The organism is Mesorhizobium sp. WSM2240 (assembly GCF_040438645.1).
In the GTDB taxonomy this organism is placed as follows: domain Bacteria; phylum Pseudomonadota; class Alphaproteobacteria; order Rhizobiales; family Rhizobiaceae; genus Allomesorhizobium.
Genome location: NZ_CP159253.1, coordinates 4,662,350 through 4,677,299, shown reverse-complemented (window position 1 = coordinate 4,677,299; position 14,950 = coordinate 4,662,350). Strand labels below are relative to the sequence as shown.

The 14,950-nt window shown below is 63.4% G+C and carries 20 protein-coding genes, 1 other RNA gene and 1 pseudogene; 13 read left to right on the top strand and 9 right to left on the bottom strand.

Translation table 11 applies throughout. The annotated features are described in order from the left end of the window. Positions 1–112 precede the first annotated feature (112 nt). Complete coding sequence (locus ABVK50_RS23190; RefSeq protein ID WP_353644348.1) at positions 113–862, bottom strand: YebC/PmpR family DNA-binding transcriptional regulator; 750 nt, start codon at positions 860–862, stop codon at positions 113–115. Between the two features lie 140 nt (positions 863–1,002). Between ABVK50_RS23190 and ABVK50_RS23185 the strand changes: the two genes are divergently transcribed. Both ABVK50_RS23185 and ABVK50_RS23180 read left to right on the top strand, forming a co-directional pair. Then, positions 1,003–1,218, top strand: coding sequence for a ribbon-helix-helix protein, CopG family (locus ABVK50_RS23185; RefSeq protein ID WP_353644349.1), 216 nt, complete (start codon positions 1,003–1,005; stop codon positions 1,216–1,218). 112 nt (positions 1,219–1,330) lie between these two features. Beyond that, entirely contained in the window at positions 1,331–2,140 is an 810-nt protein-coding gene (locus ABVK50_RS23180) for an MBL fold metallo-hydrolase (RefSeq protein WP_353644350.1), read from the top strand. A gap of 7 nt (positions 2,141–2,147) precedes the next feature. On the opposite strand, the gene ABVK50_RS23175 is transcribed toward ABVK50_RS23180, so the two are convergent. Both ABVK50_RS23175 and ABVK50_RS23170 read right to left on the bottom strand, forming a co-directional pair. Beyond that, a complete protein-coding gene (locus ABVK50_RS23175) occupies positions 2,148–2,657 on the bottom strand; it encodes a metallophosphoesterase (protein WP_353644351.1) in 510 nt (169 codons plus the stop codon). A gap of 111 nt (positions 2,658–2,768) precedes the next feature. Continuing rightward, complete coding sequence (locus ABVK50_RS23170; RefSeq protein ID WP_353644352.1) at positions 2,769–3,476, bottom strand: glutathione S-transferase; 708 nt, start codon at positions 3,474–3,476, stop codon at positions 2,769–2,771. A gap of 135 nt (positions 3,477–3,611) precedes the next feature. Here ABVK50_RS23170 and ABVK50_RS23165 point away from each other — a divergent pair, with 135 nt between their 5' ends. Continuing rightward, positions 3,612–3,953, top strand: coding sequence for a helix-turn-helix domain-containing protein (locus ABVK50_RS23165; RefSeq protein WP_353644353.1), 342 nt, complete (start codon positions 3,612–3,614; stop codon positions 3,951–3,953). A gap of 63 nt (positions 3,954–4,016) precedes the next feature. Here the strand turns inward: ABVK50_RS23165 and ABVK50_RS23160 are convergent, their stop codons facing one another. After that, entirely contained in the window at positions 4,017–4,340 is a 324-nt protein-coding gene (locus ABVK50_RS23160; RefSeq protein WP_353644354.1) for a metalloregulator ArsR/SmtB family transcription factor, read from the bottom strand. A 51-nt stretch (positions 4,341–4,391) separates the two neighbouring features. Between ABVK50_RS23160 and ABVK50_RS23155 the strand changes: the two are divergent. Both ABVK50_RS23155 and ABVK50_RS23150 read left to right on the top strand, forming a co-directional pair. Further along, positions 4,392–4,850: pseudogene (locus ABVK50_RS23155) on the top strand (SRPBCC domain-containing protein); the annotation flags it as partial. 39 nt (positions 4,851–4,889) lie between these two features. Next, positions 4,890–5,252, top strand: a complete 363-nt coding sequence (locus ABVK50_RS23150; RefSeq protein ID WP_353645839.1) for a hypothetical protein — start codon at positions 4,890–4,892, stop codon at positions 5,250–5,252. A 96-nt stretch (positions 5,253–5,348) separates the two neighbouring features. Here ABVK50_RS23150 and ABVK50_RS23145 read toward each other — a convergent pair whose 3' ends face one another. The 4 genes from ABVK50_RS23145 to ssrS all read right to left on the bottom strand — a co-directional run bounded on the left by ABVK50_RS23145 (position 5,349) and on the right by ssrS (position 7,969). Further along, on the bottom strand, positions 5,349–6,116 hold the full coding sequence (locus ABVK50_RS23145; protein WP_353644355.1) for a TerC family protein: 768 nt from the start codon (positions 6,114–6,116) through the stop codon (positions 5,349–5,351). 164 nt (positions 6,117–6,280) lie between these two features. Then, complete coding sequence (locus ABVK50_RS23140) at positions 6,281–7,105, bottom strand: TIGR00282 family metallophosphoesterase (RefSeq protein ID WP_353644356.1); 825 nt, start codon at positions 7,103–7,105, stop codon at positions 6,281–6,283. Then, positions 7,102–7,695 carry a 5-formyltetrahydrofolate cyclo-ligase gene (locus ABVK50_RS23135; protein WP_353644357.1) on the bottom strand — a complete coding sequence of 198 codons (594 nt, stop codon included), beginning with the start codon at positions 7,693–7,695 and terminating at the stop codon, positions 7,102–7,104. The genes ABVK50_RS23140 and ABVK50_RS23135 overlap by 4 nt, the downstream gene beginning before the upstream one ends. 117 nt (positions 7,696–7,812) lie before the next feature. Further along, positions 7,813–7,969, bottom strand: a non-coding RNA gene (ssrS, locus tag ABVK50_RS23130) — 6S RNA. A gap of 357 nt (positions 7,970–8,326) precedes the next feature. Between ssrS and ABVK50_RS23125 the strand changes: the two genes are divergently transcribed. The 7 genes from ABVK50_RS23125 to ABVK50_RS23095 all read left to right on the top strand — a co-directional run bounded on the left by ABVK50_RS23125 (position 8,327) and on the right by ABVK50_RS23095 (position 12,976). Next, complete coding sequence (locus tag ABVK50_RS23125) at positions 8,327–9,166, top strand: MoxR family ATPase (protein ID WP_353644358.1); 840 nt, start codon at positions 8,327–8,329, stop codon at positions 9,164–9,166. Positions 9,167–9,168: 2 nt separating this feature from the next. Beyond that, positions 9,169–9,615 (top strand): GNAT family N-acetyltransferase, encoded by a 447-nt coding sequence (locus ABVK50_RS23120; RefSeq protein WP_353644359.1) that lies wholly within the window; start codon positions 9,169–9,171, stop codon positions 9,613–9,615. A 17-nt stretch (positions 9,616–9,632) separates the two neighbouring features. Continuing rightward, on the top strand, positions 9,633–10,061 hold the full coding sequence (locus ABVK50_RS23115) for a YeeE/YedE thiosulfate transporter family protein (RefSeq protein ID WP_353644360.1): 429 nt from the start codon (positions 9,633–9,635) through the stop codon (positions 10,059–10,061). Between the two features lie 3 nt (positions 10,062–10,064). Further along, positions 10,065–10,496 (top strand): YeeE/YedE family protein, encoded by a 432-nt coding sequence (locus ABVK50_RS23110; RefSeq protein WP_353644361.1) that lies wholly within the window; start codon positions 10,065–10,067, stop codon positions 10,494–10,496. 7 nt (positions 10,497–10,503) lie between these two features. After that, complete coding sequence (locus ABVK50_RS23105) at positions 10,504–11,694, top strand: VWA domain-containing protein (RefSeq protein WP_353644362.1); 1,191 nt, start codon at positions 10,504–10,506, stop codon at positions 11,692–11,694. A 77-nt stretch (positions 11,695–11,771) separates the two neighbouring features. Next, a complete protein-coding gene (gene msrB / locus ABVK50_RS23100) occupies positions 11,772–12,182 on the top strand; it encodes a peptide-methionine (R)-S-oxide reductase MsrB (protein WP_353644363.1) in 411 nt (136 codons plus the stop codon). After that, positions 12,179–12,976, top strand: a complete 798-nt coding sequence (locus ABVK50_RS23095) for an MBL fold metallo-hydrolase (protein ID WP_353644364.1) — start codon at positions 12,179–12,181, stop codon at positions 12,974–12,976. The genes msrB and ABVK50_RS23095 overlap by 4 nt, the downstream gene beginning before the upstream one ends. 3 nt (positions 12,977–12,979) lie before the next feature. On the opposite strand, the gene ABVK50_RS23090 is transcribed toward ABVK50_RS23095, so the two are convergent. Continuing rightward, a complete protein-coding gene (locus ABVK50_RS23090) occupies positions 12,980–13,273 on the bottom strand; it encodes a hypothetical protein (protein ID WP_353644365.1) in 294 nt (97 codons plus the stop codon). A 141-nt stretch (positions 13,274–13,414) separates the two neighbouring features. Between ABVK50_RS23090 and ABVK50_RS23085 the strand changes: the two genes are divergently transcribed. Beyond that, on the top strand, positions 13,415–14,848 hold the full coding sequence (locus ABVK50_RS23085; RefSeq protein WP_353644366.1) for a sodium:proton antiporter: 1,434 nt from the start codon (positions 13,415–13,417) through the stop codon (positions 14,846–14,848). Positions 14,849–14,950 lie beyond the last annotated feature (102 nt).

The window sequence follows — 14,950 nt, the reverse complement described above, 5'->3', positions numbered from 1 at the left end:
TACCCTCTCCCCGCGAAGAACGGGGAGAGGGGGCATCGGCGTCGGAGTTTCGCCCTTCTCCCCGTTCTTCACGGGGAGAAGGGCCGGCAGGCGGATGAGGGCGGCAATACGCTCAAGCTGCGCTGAGCTTGGCCATCGTTTCTTCGTCGACCTCGAAGTTTGCGTAGACGTTCTGCACGTCGTCGTCGTCCTCGAGCGTTGCCACCAGCTTGAGGATCGACTGCGCGCGATCCTCGTCGACCGGGATGTTGTTCTGCGGCTTCCAGATCACCTTCACTGACGAGGCCTCGCCGAGCGAAGCTTCCAGCGCTTTCGACACGTCGCCGAGATTCTCGAATGCGCAGATGATGGTGTGGCCGTCCTCGTCGGACTGCACGTCGTCGGCGCCGGCCTCGATCGCCGCGTCCATCACCTTCTCGGCGCTGCCGGCCTTCGCCGGATAGACGATCTCGCCGACGCGGTCCCACATGAACGACACCGAGCCGGTTTCGCCGAGCGCACCGCCGGCCTTGGTAAAGGCCGCACGAACGTTGGAAGCCGAACGGTTGCGGTTGTCGGTCAGCACCTCCACGATCACCGCCACGCCGCCGGGACCGTAGCCCTCATAGCGCACCTCTTCGTAAGTGTCGGCGTCCCCGCCCACGGCCTTGTTGATGGCGCGCTGGATGTTGTCCTTGGGCATGGACTCGGCCTTGGCGTTCTGCACCGCCAGCCTCAGGCGCGGGTTCATCGCCGGGTCGGGAAGCCCCTGCTTGGCCGCCACGGTGATCTCGCGCGCCAGCTTGGAAAACATTTTCGACCGCACCGCGTCCTGGCGGCCCTTGCGGTGCATGATGTTCTTGAATTGTGAATGGCCGGCCATGGAGCCCCTTCTGGTCTTTATACGGCTATCTGGAATGGCGGCGCTTATAGATAAAATGCCCGCAAAGGTCCAGCCGCTCTGCGTCTTGCAGCAATCCTGAAATCGCCGATATTACCGATATCACACGTCGGAGATGGGGCATGCGCATCTTGGTCGACATTGATGAGCCGCTTCTGAGAAGGTTGGATCGTCTGGCACGCCGTGAACGACGCTCACGCGCCGCGATGGTTCGGGAGGCGATCGCCGAATATCTGGACAGGCGCGCTCCGCATGTCCTCGACAATGCTTTTGGTTTGTGGGGTGAGCGGAAGACCGACGGGTTTGTCTATCAGGAGAAGGCGCGTAGCGAATGGTGAAGACGATTTATCGACTTTAGGTTGGCATTCTCGCGAAAATGTGACCCGTGCCCGCTCGCCATGCCGCGATCAGTTGCTAGGCTGTCACGACGCCCGCCTCTGGGAGACCGCCATGCCAGCCTTGCGCCTTCTTGCCGCCTGCCTCGCCGCGTTCCTTTCCTTCGCCGCCCCGGCTCACGCCCAGGACGAGCCTGTGCCGAGCCGCTGCGTCGCCATCGCGCAAGGGATCCCGAACGTTACCTACGCCAATTTCACACCGGCCCAGGCGACCGTGGAAGGAGAGGTGACCATCACCTATGCCGGGCATTCGACCTACATCATCGAAACGCCGGCCGGCGTCCGCGTCGCCACCGATTTCTCCGGCGCCTACGGCTCCGATCCGCTGCCGCGCGTGGCCACCATGAACAAGGCGCACCGCACCCATTTCACCGACTTTCCCGACGACGGCATCGAATACGTGCTGCGCGGCTGGAACCCGGATGGCGGCCCGGCAAGGCATGCGGTCGTGGTCGACGACGTCTATATCCGCAACGTGCCGACCGACATTCGCGGCCCCGCCGATCTTGGCAAGGACGGCAATTCCATCTTCATCTTCGAGGTCGCAGGCCTCTGCATCGGCCATCTCGGTCATCTCCATCACCGGCTGGAGGATGCGCATTACGGCGCGATCGGCCGGCTTGACGTGGTGATGGCGCCGGTCGACGGCGGCATGACGCTGTCGCTTGATGCCATGACCGAGATCACCGAGCGCCTCTATTCGTCGGTGGTGCTGCCCATGCACCGCCACTCGACGCCGATCGGCGAATTTCTGGGCAGGCTCGGCGAGGGCTTTGCCGTCGAGTTCCGCGACAGCCGCTCGATGACGCTTTCGCTGCGCACGCTGCCCGACCGTCCGACGATCATCATACTCGAGGGCGTGTAAACTCGACCTACGCGGACACCCGCGCCCGCCGTGGCCCGAGCACCATGTCGAGCGTGACGGGTCTGTATGCCCAGGCATCGACGCCGACATCATGCTGGCGAGGAACAGGTTTCAGCCTGCCATGCGAGTGGCCATGCAGGTTGATCGAACCCTTGCCCATCTGGTTCCAGGTGCGGAAGGGATAGTGGCAAAGGATGAGCAGTTTCCCGTCCACCGTCATCTCGGCATAATGCTGGGTGCTGGCCCAGCCGCTGGACGAGACCGTCGCATGGTCGTCATTGTTGCCGATGATCAGGTGCTTGCGCCCGTTGAGGACGGAGAGAAGCGCATCCGCGCGGCTCTTCCCGCTGCCTCTCGTGAAATCTCCCAAGTGCCACACCTCGTCATCCGGCCCAACCGTCTCGTTCCAGTATCCGACCAGCGCCTCGTCGTGCTCGGCGACCGAGCCGAACGGCCTGCGGTCGATGCGCAGGACTCTCGTATCGCCGAAATGGGTATCGCCGGTGAAAAACAGCATCTGCTGGCACCTTCGGTTGCGGACTGTCAGCGGCAATGTAGGCGGCTCGGGGCCGAGTGACAGGCTGATCGAGCCCTCCCGCCTTTCAGCGGGAGGGATTTGTCAAAGCGCCTAGGCCGCGAGCCGCGGGTTCAGTTCGTCGAGCGTGACATGACCGCGGAAGCCGCCGCTGCTCGTCCCCGGATTACCATCCTCGATCGCGTGGGCGAAGATCACGCCGGGGTCGGCCTCCAGCTTCTGCATATGCTGGTAGAGGCGCGGATATTCCTTGCGGAGGTCGAACAGGCCGAGATCCTCGCCCCAGCGGGCTATGCCGATGAAATAGGCGTCGGCCAGGCTTTTCGTCTCGCCGCCGGCCAGCCACTCCCGGCCGTCGAGCATGTCCTGCAGATGCCCGTAGCTGCGCGCCGCCTTGTCGCGGGCGAGCGCTCGCAGCACCTCCCGGTTCGGGTCGCTCTCGGCCAGCTTGTAGGCTGCCCAGGCCGGCGAGAAGACCGAGTGGAAGGTTGTGTGGAGATAGGCGAGCACGCTGTTCAGCCGGTCGAATTCCGGCGTGCCTTGCGCGAAGCCGAGCCTGGTTTCGAGATTGCGTGCGCCGATATTTTGCATGATGGCGAAGCTTTCGGTCAGGGCGCGGCCGTCTTCGAGAAGCAGCGCCGGGGTCTCGCCGAGCGGACTGATGCGAGAAAATGCCTCGCCCTCAGGCTTGGAGAGCATGTCGATGCGGCACAGCCGGTACGGTTGGCCCAGCCATTCGAGGGCAACGATCGACCCGAACGAGCAGCCATGCGGCACGCCGTAGAAGAGCACAGGTTCCATAGTTCTTTCCTTTCGATTGCGAACCGCGCGCGGACTGACGGCGCGGCGTCGCTGAAACCTATGCAATACTTGATTTCAGGCAAGTACCGACTGCAAAGTAAGGTACCTACCTGGGCGTAAGTATTGAGGAAAACCATGGCAAAAAAACTTGCGGAAAGTTGCGGCCTCGGCCCCGCCTTCTCGGTGATCGGCGGCAAATGGAAGGCGCTGATCCTGTGGCTCATCCGCACCGAGCCGCGCCGCTTCGGCGAATTGAAGCGGCTCGTGCCCGACATCAGCGAAAAGATGCTGATCCAGCAATTGCGGGAGATGGAGGCGCACGGCCTGGTTCACCGCAAGGTGTTCCACGAAGTTCCTCCGCGCGTCGAATATTCCGCCACGCCGCTCGGCATCTCGCTCTACGACGCGCTGGTGCCGCTCGCCGAATGGGGCGAGCAGCACGCCGACAGGATCGGTGCGACCAAGGCTGCGGAATAGAGAACATTCCAGGGCGTTTTTGAGATTCAGGTCAGGCCGGCCTCACCTGAATATCGATACGTCCTAGCCTTCCAGGTCGGCTTTGAGCCGGTCCAGTATGCTCATTGCATGCGCCGCATATTCGCTGATCCAGCGGTCGTGAATCGCCTTGATCGGCATCGAGTTCAGATGGTTCCAGCGCTCGCGGCCCTCGCGCCTGACGACGATCAGATCCGCCTCTTCCAGCACCTTCAAATGCTGCATCACCGTGCAGCGGTCCATCTCCGGAAACGCCTCGCACAGCATCCCCGTCGTGCGCGGCTCCTCCTTCAGCGCATCGAGCATCGCGCGCCGTTTGTGGTTGGCGAGAGCCTTGAAAACGCTGTCCTCTTTCGATCCGCTTGACATGTTATGTTTTTATAACATAATGCCGTGCGAAACAAGCGAGGAGTTGTGGATATGTCTATCGGATTCAGGGTTTCGGGGCGCATCGGCAAGCCGGTCGCGGAGGTGTTCGACGCCGTGGTCAATCCGGCGAAGCTCAGCGGCTATTTCACCACGCTTGGCGGCGCCAGCGCCCCGCTGGTCGCCGGCACCACCGTGACCTGGTGGGGGCAGGTGCCCGTCGAGGTCGACGAGGTTGTTCCCGAAAAGCGCATCGTGCTGCGCTGGGACGGCAGCGGCCCGGACGACAAGCCGCCCTATCAGACCCGTATCGAGATGGGTTTCGAGCCGCTCGACGACGGCGGCACCTTCGTCACCATAGCCGAATCCGGCTGGCGGGAGGACGAGGCCGGCCGGAAAGCGTCCTACGGCAACTGCGAGGGCTGGTCGCAGATGCTCTCCTGCATGAAGGCCTATGTCGAATACGGCATCAACCTGCGCGAGGGCTTCTATCCGAGCGAGATGCGCGGCGAGTTGCCGACCTCAAGCGAACGCAAGCAGTGGGGAGAAAAAATGACTGCGAAGATCGAGGGCGGCGTCAACATCGCCATGAAGGTGCCGCCGCACCAGTACGAGGCGACGATAGCCTTCTATCGCGACGTGATCGGCCTGAAGCCGTTTACCGCGAAGGCGCCGGCAATCGGCTTCGAGCTCGGCCCCAACCGGCTGTGGATCGACGAAGCGCCGATGATGAGCCAGGCAGAAGTATGGCTCGAACTGTTCACCGATGATTTTCCGGCTGCCGCCGAACACCTCGCCAGAGCGGGCGTGGTCCGCTGCGACGCGATCGAGTCGCTTGGCGAAGGGTTCCGGGGCGGCTGGATCGTCAACCCGGCCAATATCGTGCACCTGGTGCGCGAGCCTGACGCCTGGTGAAAGCGGCGGCTGCAACGGTCCTCATCCTGAGGTGTGAACCCGCGCGGACGCGGGTTCAGCTCAACTTGAACCGGGCGAACCTCGACGGACGCACCCTCAGGGTTGTTTGCCTTCCGGCTTCGCTCTCTTGCGCCGCGCCAGCATGTTGAGCCCTTCGACCAGCGCCGAGAAACCCATGGCGGCGTAGATGTAGCCCTTCGGCACGTGGAAGCCGAAGCCGTCGGCGATCAGCGTCATGCCGATCATCAGCAGGAAGCCGAGCGCCAGCATCACGATGGTCGGGTTCTTGGCGATGAATTTCGACAGCGGATCGGCGGCCAGCAGCATGACCGTCACGGCGGTAATGACGGCGATGTACATGATCGCGATCTCGTCGGTCATGCCGACGGCGGTGATGATCGAATCGATCGAGAAGACGAGATCGAGCAGCAGGATCTGGAAGATCGCCGCGCCCATGGTCATGGTGACGGTATGGCCGACCATGTCTTCCTTGTGGTCGACCGGATCGACCGTGTGGTGGATTTCGCGCGTCGCCTTCCAGACCAGGAACAGCCCGCCGGCGATGAGGATGAGGTCGCGCCACGAGAAGCCGTGCCCGAACGCGGTGAAAACCGGGTCGGTCAGCCGCACGATGATGGAGATGGTGGCGAGAAGCAGCAGGCGCATGATGAGCGCCGCGCCTATGCCGAGCCGCCGGGCCCTGGTCTGCTGCTCGACCGGAAGCTTGTTGGTCAGGATGGCGATGAAGATGAGATTGTCGATGCCGAGCACCACCTCGAGGACGACCAGCGTGGCGAGCGCCACCCATGCCGTCGGATCGTTGAGCCAGACAAAGTGCGGCGCGAGGAATTCGATTATCGGCATCGGGCGCTTGCTCGGCGAAAAGGGATAAAGGATCAGGCAGAGTTAGGTCTGGCCGCAGGAAACGTCAACTTTCGGTGGCGCGCGGCAGAAGCGCAATGTGTCGCGGCGCACGCTTGGAAGAAGAAAGCGGCGTCAGTCCGGCAGTGAAGCTCGCGGCGAAAAGATTACCCCCAGAACGCCGGCGCCGTCTCCTCCAGTCGCGGCCCGATCCTGAGCGGCGCGATTTTTTCCGCAAGCCCGGTGCGGTCGGATATGTCCACCCCCACCCCGCAGATCGTCGCCGGGCCGGACGCCGCCTCGAAACGCCCCTTCGGCACCTTCGACAGAAAGCGGTTCAGCGGTTCCTCCTTGTCCATGCCGAGCGAGGAATCGTAGTCGCCGCACATGCCGGCGTCGGTGATGTAGGCGGTGCCGCCATCGAGGATCTGGTGGTCGGCAGTCGGCTGGTGCGTGTGCGTGCCGACCACGAAACTCACGCGGCCGTCGACGAAATGCGCGAAGCACATTTTTTCCGATGTCGCCTCGGCGTGGAAGTCGATCACCACCGCGTCGGCCTGTTCGCCGAGCGGGCAGGCGGCCAGTTCGCGTTCGACAGCCTGGAACGGGTCGTCGAGTTCGGGGTGCATGAAAACCCGGCCCATAATGTTTGAGACCAGCACGCGCGCCCCGTTCCTGGCGACGAAAAGGCCGGAGCCGCGGCCCGGCGTGCCCTTGGGATAATTGGCCGGCCGCAGAAATCTTTCCTCCCGGGCGGCAAACATCAGCGCCTCGCGCTGGTCCCAGACATGGTTGCCGGTGGTCACGACGTCGGCGCCGGCACGAAGCGTCTCCTGAAAGATCTCCTCGGTGATGCCGAAGCCGCCGGCGGCGTTCTCGCCGTTGACGATTACGAAGTCGAGCCGGAAGTCGGCGATCAGCCCCGGCAGTTTTTCCCACACCGCCGTGCGTCCGGATTTGCCGACCATGTCGCCGAGGAAGAGAAGTCTCATGAGTTCACCTGCGTGCCGAAGCGGCGCAATCCGCTCTCGGTCAGGATTTCGGGGATAATGACATCGTGTGGCTCGTCAGGCACCAGCCCGACCTCCTGGCAGTCGAAGGCGATGCCGATCAGCCGGGGCTTTTTGCCAAGATCGTGCAGCCGCTCTATGGCGCGGTCGTAGTAGCCCGCGCCATAGCCGATGCGGTGGCCGCGCGCGTCGAAGGCGGCGAGCGGCACCAGCATCAGTTCCGGCTCGAGGATCGCGGCGTCGGCTGCCGGGCCGCAAGTGCCGAAGCCCGTGTCGACCATCTCGGCGCCGCGCACCAGTTCGCGAAACACGATGGTGGTCCGGTCGATAATGGCAGGCAGGCAGAGCCGCGCGCCCTTTTCGGCCAGCGCGAACATTAGCGGGCGCACATCGACTTCCGAGCGCATCGGCCAGAAGCCGGAAACGACGCTGCCCGGCTCCACCTCGATCCGCCCGGCGGCGTGGTCGGCCATGCCGACCGACGCCTCGATGCGCCAGACCGGGTCGAGCGCGTCGCGCCGCGCCAGCGCTTCCATGCGCAGCGCCTTCTTCATATGGTTGGATTGCTTCATAAGGACGGGTTCAACTGCTGTTTTGTCGTCCTTGGCACAAAACCGGCAGTTGCCGCAACGGCCAGCCAGGCAGGATGCCCAATGCAGCGGTCATTCGAAATAGCGATGTCGGGAAAGTGACGATCCACACAACCGGTGGAGAAGTCGATCCCGGGAACCTACAAAGTAGGTGGGCGCCGTGTGAGAAAACCCACGAGTCTTCCCAGGGACAGCTCCCTTCGAGATCGATAAGGCCCCGGGGATATGTCTCTCCTGCCGCGAAGCACAGACCGTCGTGGATGAATATAATGCGTCCGGCCCCTGCGCGCCAGAGGAACCGCAGGTGTCGAAGCGTTCTTGAAGGGAAATATCTATCGGTCGCCTTTCGCCTCCGCATGATCTCTCTCTGTCCCCTCCGCCGAAGGCGGTGGAGGGGCGGGCTCCTGACCCGCCACCCGAGATGCCATTGTGGATGGAATCCACCCCTGTTTCGGCCAAAGCGAAGAAAGATCGTTTCCGGAGCAATGGCTTGTAAAGATTCTCGAAAATCTTCGCACTCGATTTGTCCCACACCCTGCAGGTGCTTCACGGACGCGCCCTTGCCCTCTCCCCAGCCCGACCCTACTGTCCGGCGCAAAAGATGGAGTATCGAATGCGTTTCGAAGGCACGGCGGCCTATGTCGCCGACAGGGATCTGATGGTGGCCGTCAATGCGGCGATCGCGCTGGAGCGGCCGCTGCTGGTCAAGGGCGAGCCCGGCACCGGCAAGACCGAGCTTGCCCGGCAGATCGCCGCCGCGCTCGGGCTCGACCTCATCGAATGGCACGTCAAGTCGACCACCAAGGCGCAGCAGGGGCTCTACGAGTACGACGCGGTGTCGCGCCTGCGCGACAGCCAGCTCGGCGACGAGCGCTTCAACGACATCCGCAACTACATCAAGCGCGGCAAGCTCTGGGACGCGTTCGCCGCCGACCGCAAGGTGGTGCTCCTGATCGACGAGATCGACAAGGCCGACATCGAGTTCCCGAACGACCTCTTGCAGGAACTCGATCGCATGGAGTTCTTCGTCTACGAGACCAGCGAGACGATCCGCGCCGCCAACCGGCCGATCGTCATCATCACCTCCAACAATGAGAAGGAACTGCCGGACGCCTTCCTGCGCCGCTGCTTCTTCCACTACATCCGTTTTCCCGATGCCGAGACTTTGGGGAAAATCGTCGATGTGCATTATCCCGGCATCAAGCAGAACCTGGTGCGCGCCGCGCTGACTCAGTTCTACGAAATCCGCGACGTGCCCGGCCTGAAGAAGAAGCCCTCGACCTCCGAGGCGCTCGACTGGATACGCCTTCTGGTCGCCGATGACATCGCGCCGGAAGACCTGCGCGCCGATCCCAAGAACGCGCTGCCCAAGCTGCACGGCGCGCTCCTGAAGAACGAGCAGGACGTGCATCTGTTCGAGCGGCTGGCGTTCATGGCGAGAAGACAGGGGTAGAAATGACCGCAATCACCATCCGTCCGCTCGAACAATCCGACCACGCCGACTGGCGGCGGCTGTGGACCGACTACCTCACCTTCTACGAGACGAGCGTTCCCGAGGAGGTCTACCACACCACGTGGAAGCGCCTGTTTACCGAAGGCGAGTTCGAACCGAAGGGCTTCCTCGCCTTCCTCGACGGCGAGCCAGTCGGCCTCGTGCACTTCCTCTACCACCGTTCTTGCTGGTCGCTGGAGGGCAATTGCTACCTGCAGGATCTGTTCACTGATCCGAAAGCGCGCGGCTCAGGGGCGGGCGCGGCTCTGATCGAGGCGGTCCGTGGGCACGCCGAGACGCGTGGCGTACGCAACGTCTACTGGATGACCCACGAGACCAACGCGACAGCGCGAAGACTCTACGACCGCGTGGCGCGCAGGACTGGTTTCATCGAGTACGATCTGCTGTAGCCGCGGGAGGAGAGAGCATGACGGAATTTACGCCTCTAGCTTCTTTCATCGGCGGGGTATTGGTCGGCCTTTCCGCCGTTCTGCTGATCGCGCTCGAGGGCCGCATCGCGGGCGTCAGCGGCATCGCCGCCCGCCTGCTGCCGCCCTATGGCAGCCGCTCCGCTCTCTCGGCGCTCGGCTTCGTCGCCGGCCTCGTTCTGGCGCCCTTCGCCTTCATGGCGACGACCGGGCAGCCCGTGGCGCAGACGGTGTCGTCGAACCTGCCGCTGATGGTCGGCGCCGGCCTGCTGGTCGGCTTCGGCGCCGCTCTCGGCAGCGGCTGCACCAGCGGCCATGGCGTCTGCGGCATCGCGCGCCTGTCGAAGCGCTCCTTCATCGCCACCGCCACTTTCATGGCTGCCGCCTTCGCTACCGTCTTCATCCTCCGGCATGTGGTCGGAGGCTGAGCGATGTCGTTCCTCGTCAATCTCCTGCTCGGCCTGCTGTTCGGTGTCGGCCTCGTCGTGTCCGGCATGTCGGACCCGGCCAAAGTCCTCAACTTCCTCGATTTTTTCGGCAACTGGGATCCGTCGCTGGCCTTTGTCGTGACCGGCGCCGTGCTGGTCGCGTTCACCGGCTATCGCCTCGTGCTCAAGCGCGACCGTCCGCTTCTGGCCGCGACACTTCACTTGCCGACTAGAACGGACGTCGACAGGCGCCTGGTTGCCGGAGCCGCGATCTTCGGTGTCGGCTGGGGCCTCGGCGGTTTCTGCCCTGGCCCGGCATTGACCGCGCTTGGTCTCGCCACGCCGGGCGTACTGGTTTTCCTGCCGGCCATGTTTGCCGGCATCTGGGCGGCGCGCGCTCTGCCGGACGTTCCCGCCCGGGTGCGCGAGGCGTGAGATCACAATGTTCATCCCCTTTTTCGTCGAACTGAAGGCCGCGCGTGTTCCCGTCTCGCTCCGGGAATATCTGACGCTGCTCGAGGGCATGGATGCGGGGCTGGTCCAGTACGACGTCGAAGGTTTCTACTACCTCGCCCGGTCGGCGCTGGTGAAGGACGAGCGCCATATCGACCGGTTCGACCAGGTTTTCTCGCACGTCTTCAAGGGTGTCGAAGCGGTCTCCGGCGAGGCGGGTATCGACGTCGCCAATATACCGGAAGAATGGCTGCGCCGGCTGGCCGAAAAGCACCTGAGCGAGGAAGAGAAGAAGCTGGTCGAAGCGCTGGGCGGTTTCGAGAAGCTGATGGAGACGCTGAAGAAGCGGCTGGAAGAGCAGAAGGGCCGGCATCAGGGCGGCTCGAAATGGATCGGCACGGGCGGCACCTCGCCGTTCGGCGCTTATGGCTACAATCCGGAAGGCGTGCGGATCGGCCAGCACGAAAGCCGCCATCGCCGCGCGGTGAAGGTCTGGGACAAGCGCGAATTCAGGAACTTCGACGATTCCGTCGAGCTAGGCACGCGCAACATCAAGATCGCGCTGAAGCGCCTGCGCCGCTGGGTGCGCGAGGGCGCGGAGGAGGAGTTCGACCTGCCCGGCACGATCCACGCCACCGCCGAGCACGGCTATCTCGACGTCAGGACGCGGCCGGAGCGGCGCAATGCGGTCAAGCTCCTGATGTTCTTCGACGTCGGCGGCTCCATGGACGACCACATCAAAGTGGTGGAAGAGCTGTTTTCGGCGGTCCGGGCGGAGTTCCGCCAGCTCGAATATTTCTACTTCCACAATTGCCTCTACGAAGGCGTGTGGAAGGACAATCGCCGCCGCCATTCCGAGGTGATCCCGACCTTCGACGTGCTCCACAAATACGGCCACGACTATAAGGTGATCTTCGTCGGCGACGCCTCGATGAGCCCCTACGAGATCGCGCATCCCGGCGGCTCGGTCGAGCACTGGAACGCGGAGCCGGGCGCGCTCTGGCTCGCCCGCGTGCTCCAGCAATGGCCAAATGCAGTCTGGATCAATCCGGTCACCCAGAAGCACTGGGGCTACACCCATTCGATAGCCATGGTCCGCGAGATCTTTGCAAACCGCATGTATCCGCTGACGCTGGCCGGGCTGGAAAGCGCCACCAGGGAACTGTCGAGGAAGCATTGAAGGATGCACCACAGACTAGGCGCATCCGCCACGAGTACCTATGTTGAGGCCACCCAAGCCCCAAGGCAGGAGGTCACATGGACGAGCATCGCTATCCCGTCACCCGCACCGACGCCGAATGGCGCGAAAAGCTGACGCCCGAACAATACTACATTATGCGCCAGCACGGCACCGAGCGGCCGGGCAGTTGCGCCCTGCTCTATGAAAAGCGCGCCGGCACCTTCAAATGCGCAGGCTGCGACCAGCCGCTGTTCGAATCGAAGCTGAAATTCGAAAGCGGCACCGGCTGGCCGAGCTTCAACGACCCGGTTCCTGGTTCCGTGGAGACGACCACCGACAGCAGCCACGGCATGGTCCGGACCGAAGTCCACTGCGCCCGCTGCGGCAGCCATCTCGGCCATGTCTTTCCGGACGGGCCACCGCCGACCTACCAGCGCTACTGCATCAATGGCGTGGCTCTGAACTTCGAGCCGGCCGCTGCGGCATGACCTGCTTCATCTGCGTGCAATGCGGCGTCCAGTTCGCAAAGAGCGATACGCCGCCCGCGCGATGCCCGATCTGCGAAGACGAGCGGCAATATGTGCGCTGGGAAGGGCAGGCCTGGACCACGGCGCGCGAACTCGCGAGGAAGCATCAGTTGGTGATGCGGGAGGATGCGGGCGTGCTCGCCTTCGGCATCGAGCCGCGCTTCGCCATCGGCCAGCGCGCGCTGCTTGCCGAAACGCCGGACGGCAATGTGCTGTGGGACTGCGTCTCGATGGTCAGCGACGAGGCGGTGGCCGAGATCACGCGGCGCGGCGGCTTGCAGGCCATCGCCATCTCGCACTGCCATTACTATTCGGTGATGGTCGACTGGAGCGAAGCCTTCGGCGGCGTTCCGATCTACCTCCATGCCGACGACCGCCAGTGGATCATGCGGCCGCATCCATCGATCGTTTGCTGGGAAGGCGAAACCCGCGCGATCAACCCGTCGCTGACGCTGATCCGCTGCGGCGGGCATTTCGCCGGCGGCCAGGTGCTGCACTGGAAGCGCTCCAATGGAAACGCCATTCTCGCAGGCGACATTCTGCAGGTCGTGCCGACCCGCCGCCATGTCAGCTTCATGTACAGCTATCCCAACTTGATCCCGCTGAACGCCGCGACCGTGCGCAAAATCGCCGCGGCAGTGGAGCCTTTCGATTTCAACGACATCTACGGCGCCTGGTGGAACACCAATGTGATCGGCGGCGCGAAGCAGGCGATGACCGCGTCAGTCGACCGCTATCTGGCCGCTATCGCCTGAAGTTCAGATGATCGTCGCCACCACAAACCATAAAAGGGCTGCACTCCTGAAAAAGGCCGCCTTGGCGGTGCCGGCCGTGTCCGCCGTGCGCCAGACTGCAGCGAACAGGAAGATATTGTAGGGAAGAGGCGAAAGAAACACGGCCAGCACGATCGCCATCGGCGTCTTCAGCCCGAGCAGCAGAATTGCGGCCGCGGTCGTCAGCAGATTGAGCGCAGTGCCGACGAGCACCATATCGCGCCAGAACAGACGATCGAGCGGCACTTCGCCGCGCCAGCGAGACGCAAAGAACGACATTCCCGGATCGCCTTGGACTGCAAGTTTCCGCCCCTGTTAATCGGCCGGGCGCGGCGCATTGTCAAAGGGCGCGTGGCATTTGGCGCTCGCATCCCGGCGTGCTAGACGCCCGGCTGATGCGATGCGGGGAGAGCGAATCGAATGCGGGTCTCGAGTATTGCGGCTGTCGCCGGCGCGCTTGTACTGGCCTTGACAGCGATGGTAGATCCGGCGGCGGCGGAAGAAGTGCACAGCCTTCCCGGCTCGACCATGTCATTGCTCTGGGCGCTGCCCTTCTTCGGCCTCCTGCTCTCGATCGCCACCGGGCCGCTGCTCTACCCGCATTTCTGGGAGCATCATTACGGCAAGATGACCGCCTTCTGGTCGGCGCTGGCGGTCCTGCCGATGGCGCTGTCGTTCGGAACAGAGACGACCATGGGCGCCGTGTTGCACACGGTGCTCCTCGAATACATGTCGTTCATCATCCTGTTGTTCGCCCTGTTCACCATCTCGGGCGGCATCCTTGTCGCGGGCAACATCCATGGCACGCCCGCCATGAACACCCTGCTGCTGGTCATCGGGGCGTGCCTGGCATCCATCGTCGGCACCACCGGCGCGTCGATGATCATGATCCGGCCGATGATACGCGCCAACGACAATCGGCCGATCAATGCCCATGTCATCGTGTTCTTCATCTTCCTGGTTTCCAACATCGGCGGCGCGCTGACCCCGCTCGGCGATCCGCCGCTCTTCGTCGGCTTTCTGCGCGGCGTGGATTTCTTCTGGACGACGACCAATCTCTGGATCGAAACGCTGGTGGTCGGCGGGCTCGTGCTCGCTGCCTTCATCGTGATCGACGTTGTGCTTCACCTCCGCGAGGAGGGCATGCCCAAGATCAAGGATCCGACGCCCGACACCAAGGTGCGCATCCGCGGCCTCGCCAACATCCCGTTGCTTGCCGGCGTGATCGCGGCGATCCTGATGTCCGCCGTGTGGAAGCCCGGCCCGGCCTTCACGTTCGAGGGCGTCGAGGTCCAATTGCAGAACCTGGTACGCGACGGCATCATAGTGACGCTGGCGCTTATTTCGCTTTACGTCACCAGGAAGGAATACCGCCACGCCAACGGCTTCAATTGGGGGCCGATCCTCGAAGTGGCGAAGCTGTTTGCCGGCATCTTCATCTGCATCATCCCGGTCATCGCGATCCTGAGAGCCGGGCTCGACGGCGCGCTCGCGCCGCTTGTGGCGCTGGTGACCGGGCCCGCCGGCGGGCCTAACAACTTCGCCTATTTCTGGATGACCGGCATATTGTCGTCATTCCTCGACAATGCGCCGACCTATCTGGTGTTCTTCGAACTCGCCGGCGGCGACCCCGAGGTGCTGATGACAACGCTCGGCACGACGCTGGCCGCCATTTCGGCTGGCGCGGTGTTCATGGGCGCCAACACCTATATCGGCAACGCACCGAACTTCATGGTCTACGCCATCGCCCGCCAGCAGGGCGTGCGGATGCCGAGCTTCTTCGGCTACATGCTGTGGTCGGGCGCGGTGCTGATCCCGGTCTTCATCATCGTCAGCGTGATCGCCTTTGGGTGAACCCGGCCGGTTAACCGCGATCCGGCGGATGGATTGCATTGTCCGTAAAACAGGAAATATCCTGCATTTCGGCATCCGAGGATGCGAGATGCCGAAAGTGGG

What these genes read in the sequence shown, in the direction of transcription:
- ABVK50_RS23105 (WP_353644362.1), top strand. Translation starts at nt 10,504, where the DNA reads ATGTTCATCCCCTTTTTCGTCGAACTGAAGGCCGCGCGTGTTCCCGTC.
- ABVK50_RS23165 (WP_353644353.1), top strand. Translation starts at nt 3,612, where the DNA reads ATGGCAAAAAAACTTGCGGAAAGTTGCGGCCTCGGCCCCGCCTTCTCG.
- ABVK50_RS23125 (WP_353644358.1), top strand. Translation starts at nt 8,327, where the DNA reads ATGCGTTTCGAAGGCACGGCGGCCTATGTCGCCGACAGGGATCTGATG.
- ABVK50_RS23185 (WP_353644349.1), top strand. Translation starts at nt 1,003, where the DNA reads ATGCGCATCTTGGTCGACATTGATGAGCCGCTTCTGAGAAGGTTGGAT.
- ABVK50_RS23180 (WP_353644350.1), top strand. Translation starts at nt 1,331, where the DNA reads ATGCCAGCCTTGCGCCTTCTTGCCGCCTGCCTCGCCGCGTTCCTTTCC.
- ABVK50_RS23095 (WP_353644364.1), top strand. Translation starts at nt 12,179, where the DNA reads ATGACCTGCTTCATCTGCGTGCAATGCGGCGTCCAGTTCGCAAAGAGC.
- ABVK50_RS23135 (WP_353644357.1), bottom strand. Translation starts at nt 7,695, where the DNA reads ATGAAGCAATCCAACCATATGAAGAAGGCGCTGCGCATGGAAGCGCTG.
- ABVK50_RS23170 (WP_353644352.1), bottom strand. Translation starts at nt 3,476, where the DNA reads ATGGAACCTGTGCTCTTCTACGGCGTGCCGCATGGCTGCTCGTTCGGG.
- ABVK50_RS23115 (WP_353644360.1), top strand. Translation starts at nt 9,633, where the DNA reads ATGACGGAATTTACGCCTCTAGCTTCTTTCATCGGCGGGGTATTGGTC.
- ABVK50_RS23110 (WP_353644361.1), top strand. Translation starts at nt 10,065, where the DNA reads ATGTCGTTCCTCGTCAATCTCCTGCTCGGCCTGCTGTTCGGTGTCGGC.
- ABVK50_RS23190 (WP_353644348.1), bottom strand. Translation starts at nt 862, where the DNA reads ATGGCCGGCCATTCACAATTCAAGAACATCATGCACCGCAAGGGCCGC.
- ABVK50_RS23175 (WP_353644351.1), bottom strand. Translation starts at nt 2,657, where the DNA reads ATGCTGTTTTTCACCGGCGATACCCATTTCGGCGATACGAGAGTCCTG.
- ABVK50_RS23120 (WP_353644359.1), top strand. Translation starts at nt 9,169, where the DNA reads ATGACCGCAATCACCATCCGTCCGCTCGAACAATCCGACCACGCCGAC.
- ABVK50_RS23150 (WP_353645839.1), top strand. Translation starts at nt 4,890, where the DNA reads ATGACTGCGAAGATCGAGGGCGGCGTCAACATCGCCATGAAGGTGCCG.
- ABVK50_RS23140 (WP_353644356.1), bottom strand. Translation starts at nt 7,105, where the DNA reads ATGAGACTTCTCTTCCTCGGCGACATGGTCGGCAAATCCGGACGCACG.
- ABVK50_RS23090 (WP_353644365.1), bottom strand. Translation starts at nt 13,273, where the DNA reads ATGTCGTTCTTTGCGTCTCGCTGGCGCGGCGAAGTGCCGCTCGATCGT.
- ABVK50_RS23160 (WP_353644354.1), bottom strand. Translation starts at nt 4,340, where the DNA reads ATGTCAAGCGGATCGAAAGAGGACAGCGTTTTCAAGGCTCTCGCCAAC.
- ABVK50_RS23145 (WP_353644355.1), bottom strand. Translation starts at nt 6,116, where the DNA reads ATGCCGATAATCGAATTCCTCGCGCCGCACTTTGTCTGGCTCAACGAT.
- msrB (WP_353644363.1), top strand. Translation starts at nt 11,772, where the DNA reads ATGGACGAGCATCGCTATCCCGTCACCCGCACCGACGCCGAATGGCGC.
- ABVK50_RS23085 (WP_353644366.1), top strand. Translation starts at nt 13,415, where the DNA reads ATGCGGGTCTCGAGTATTGCGGCTGTCGCCGGCGCGCTTGTACTGGCC.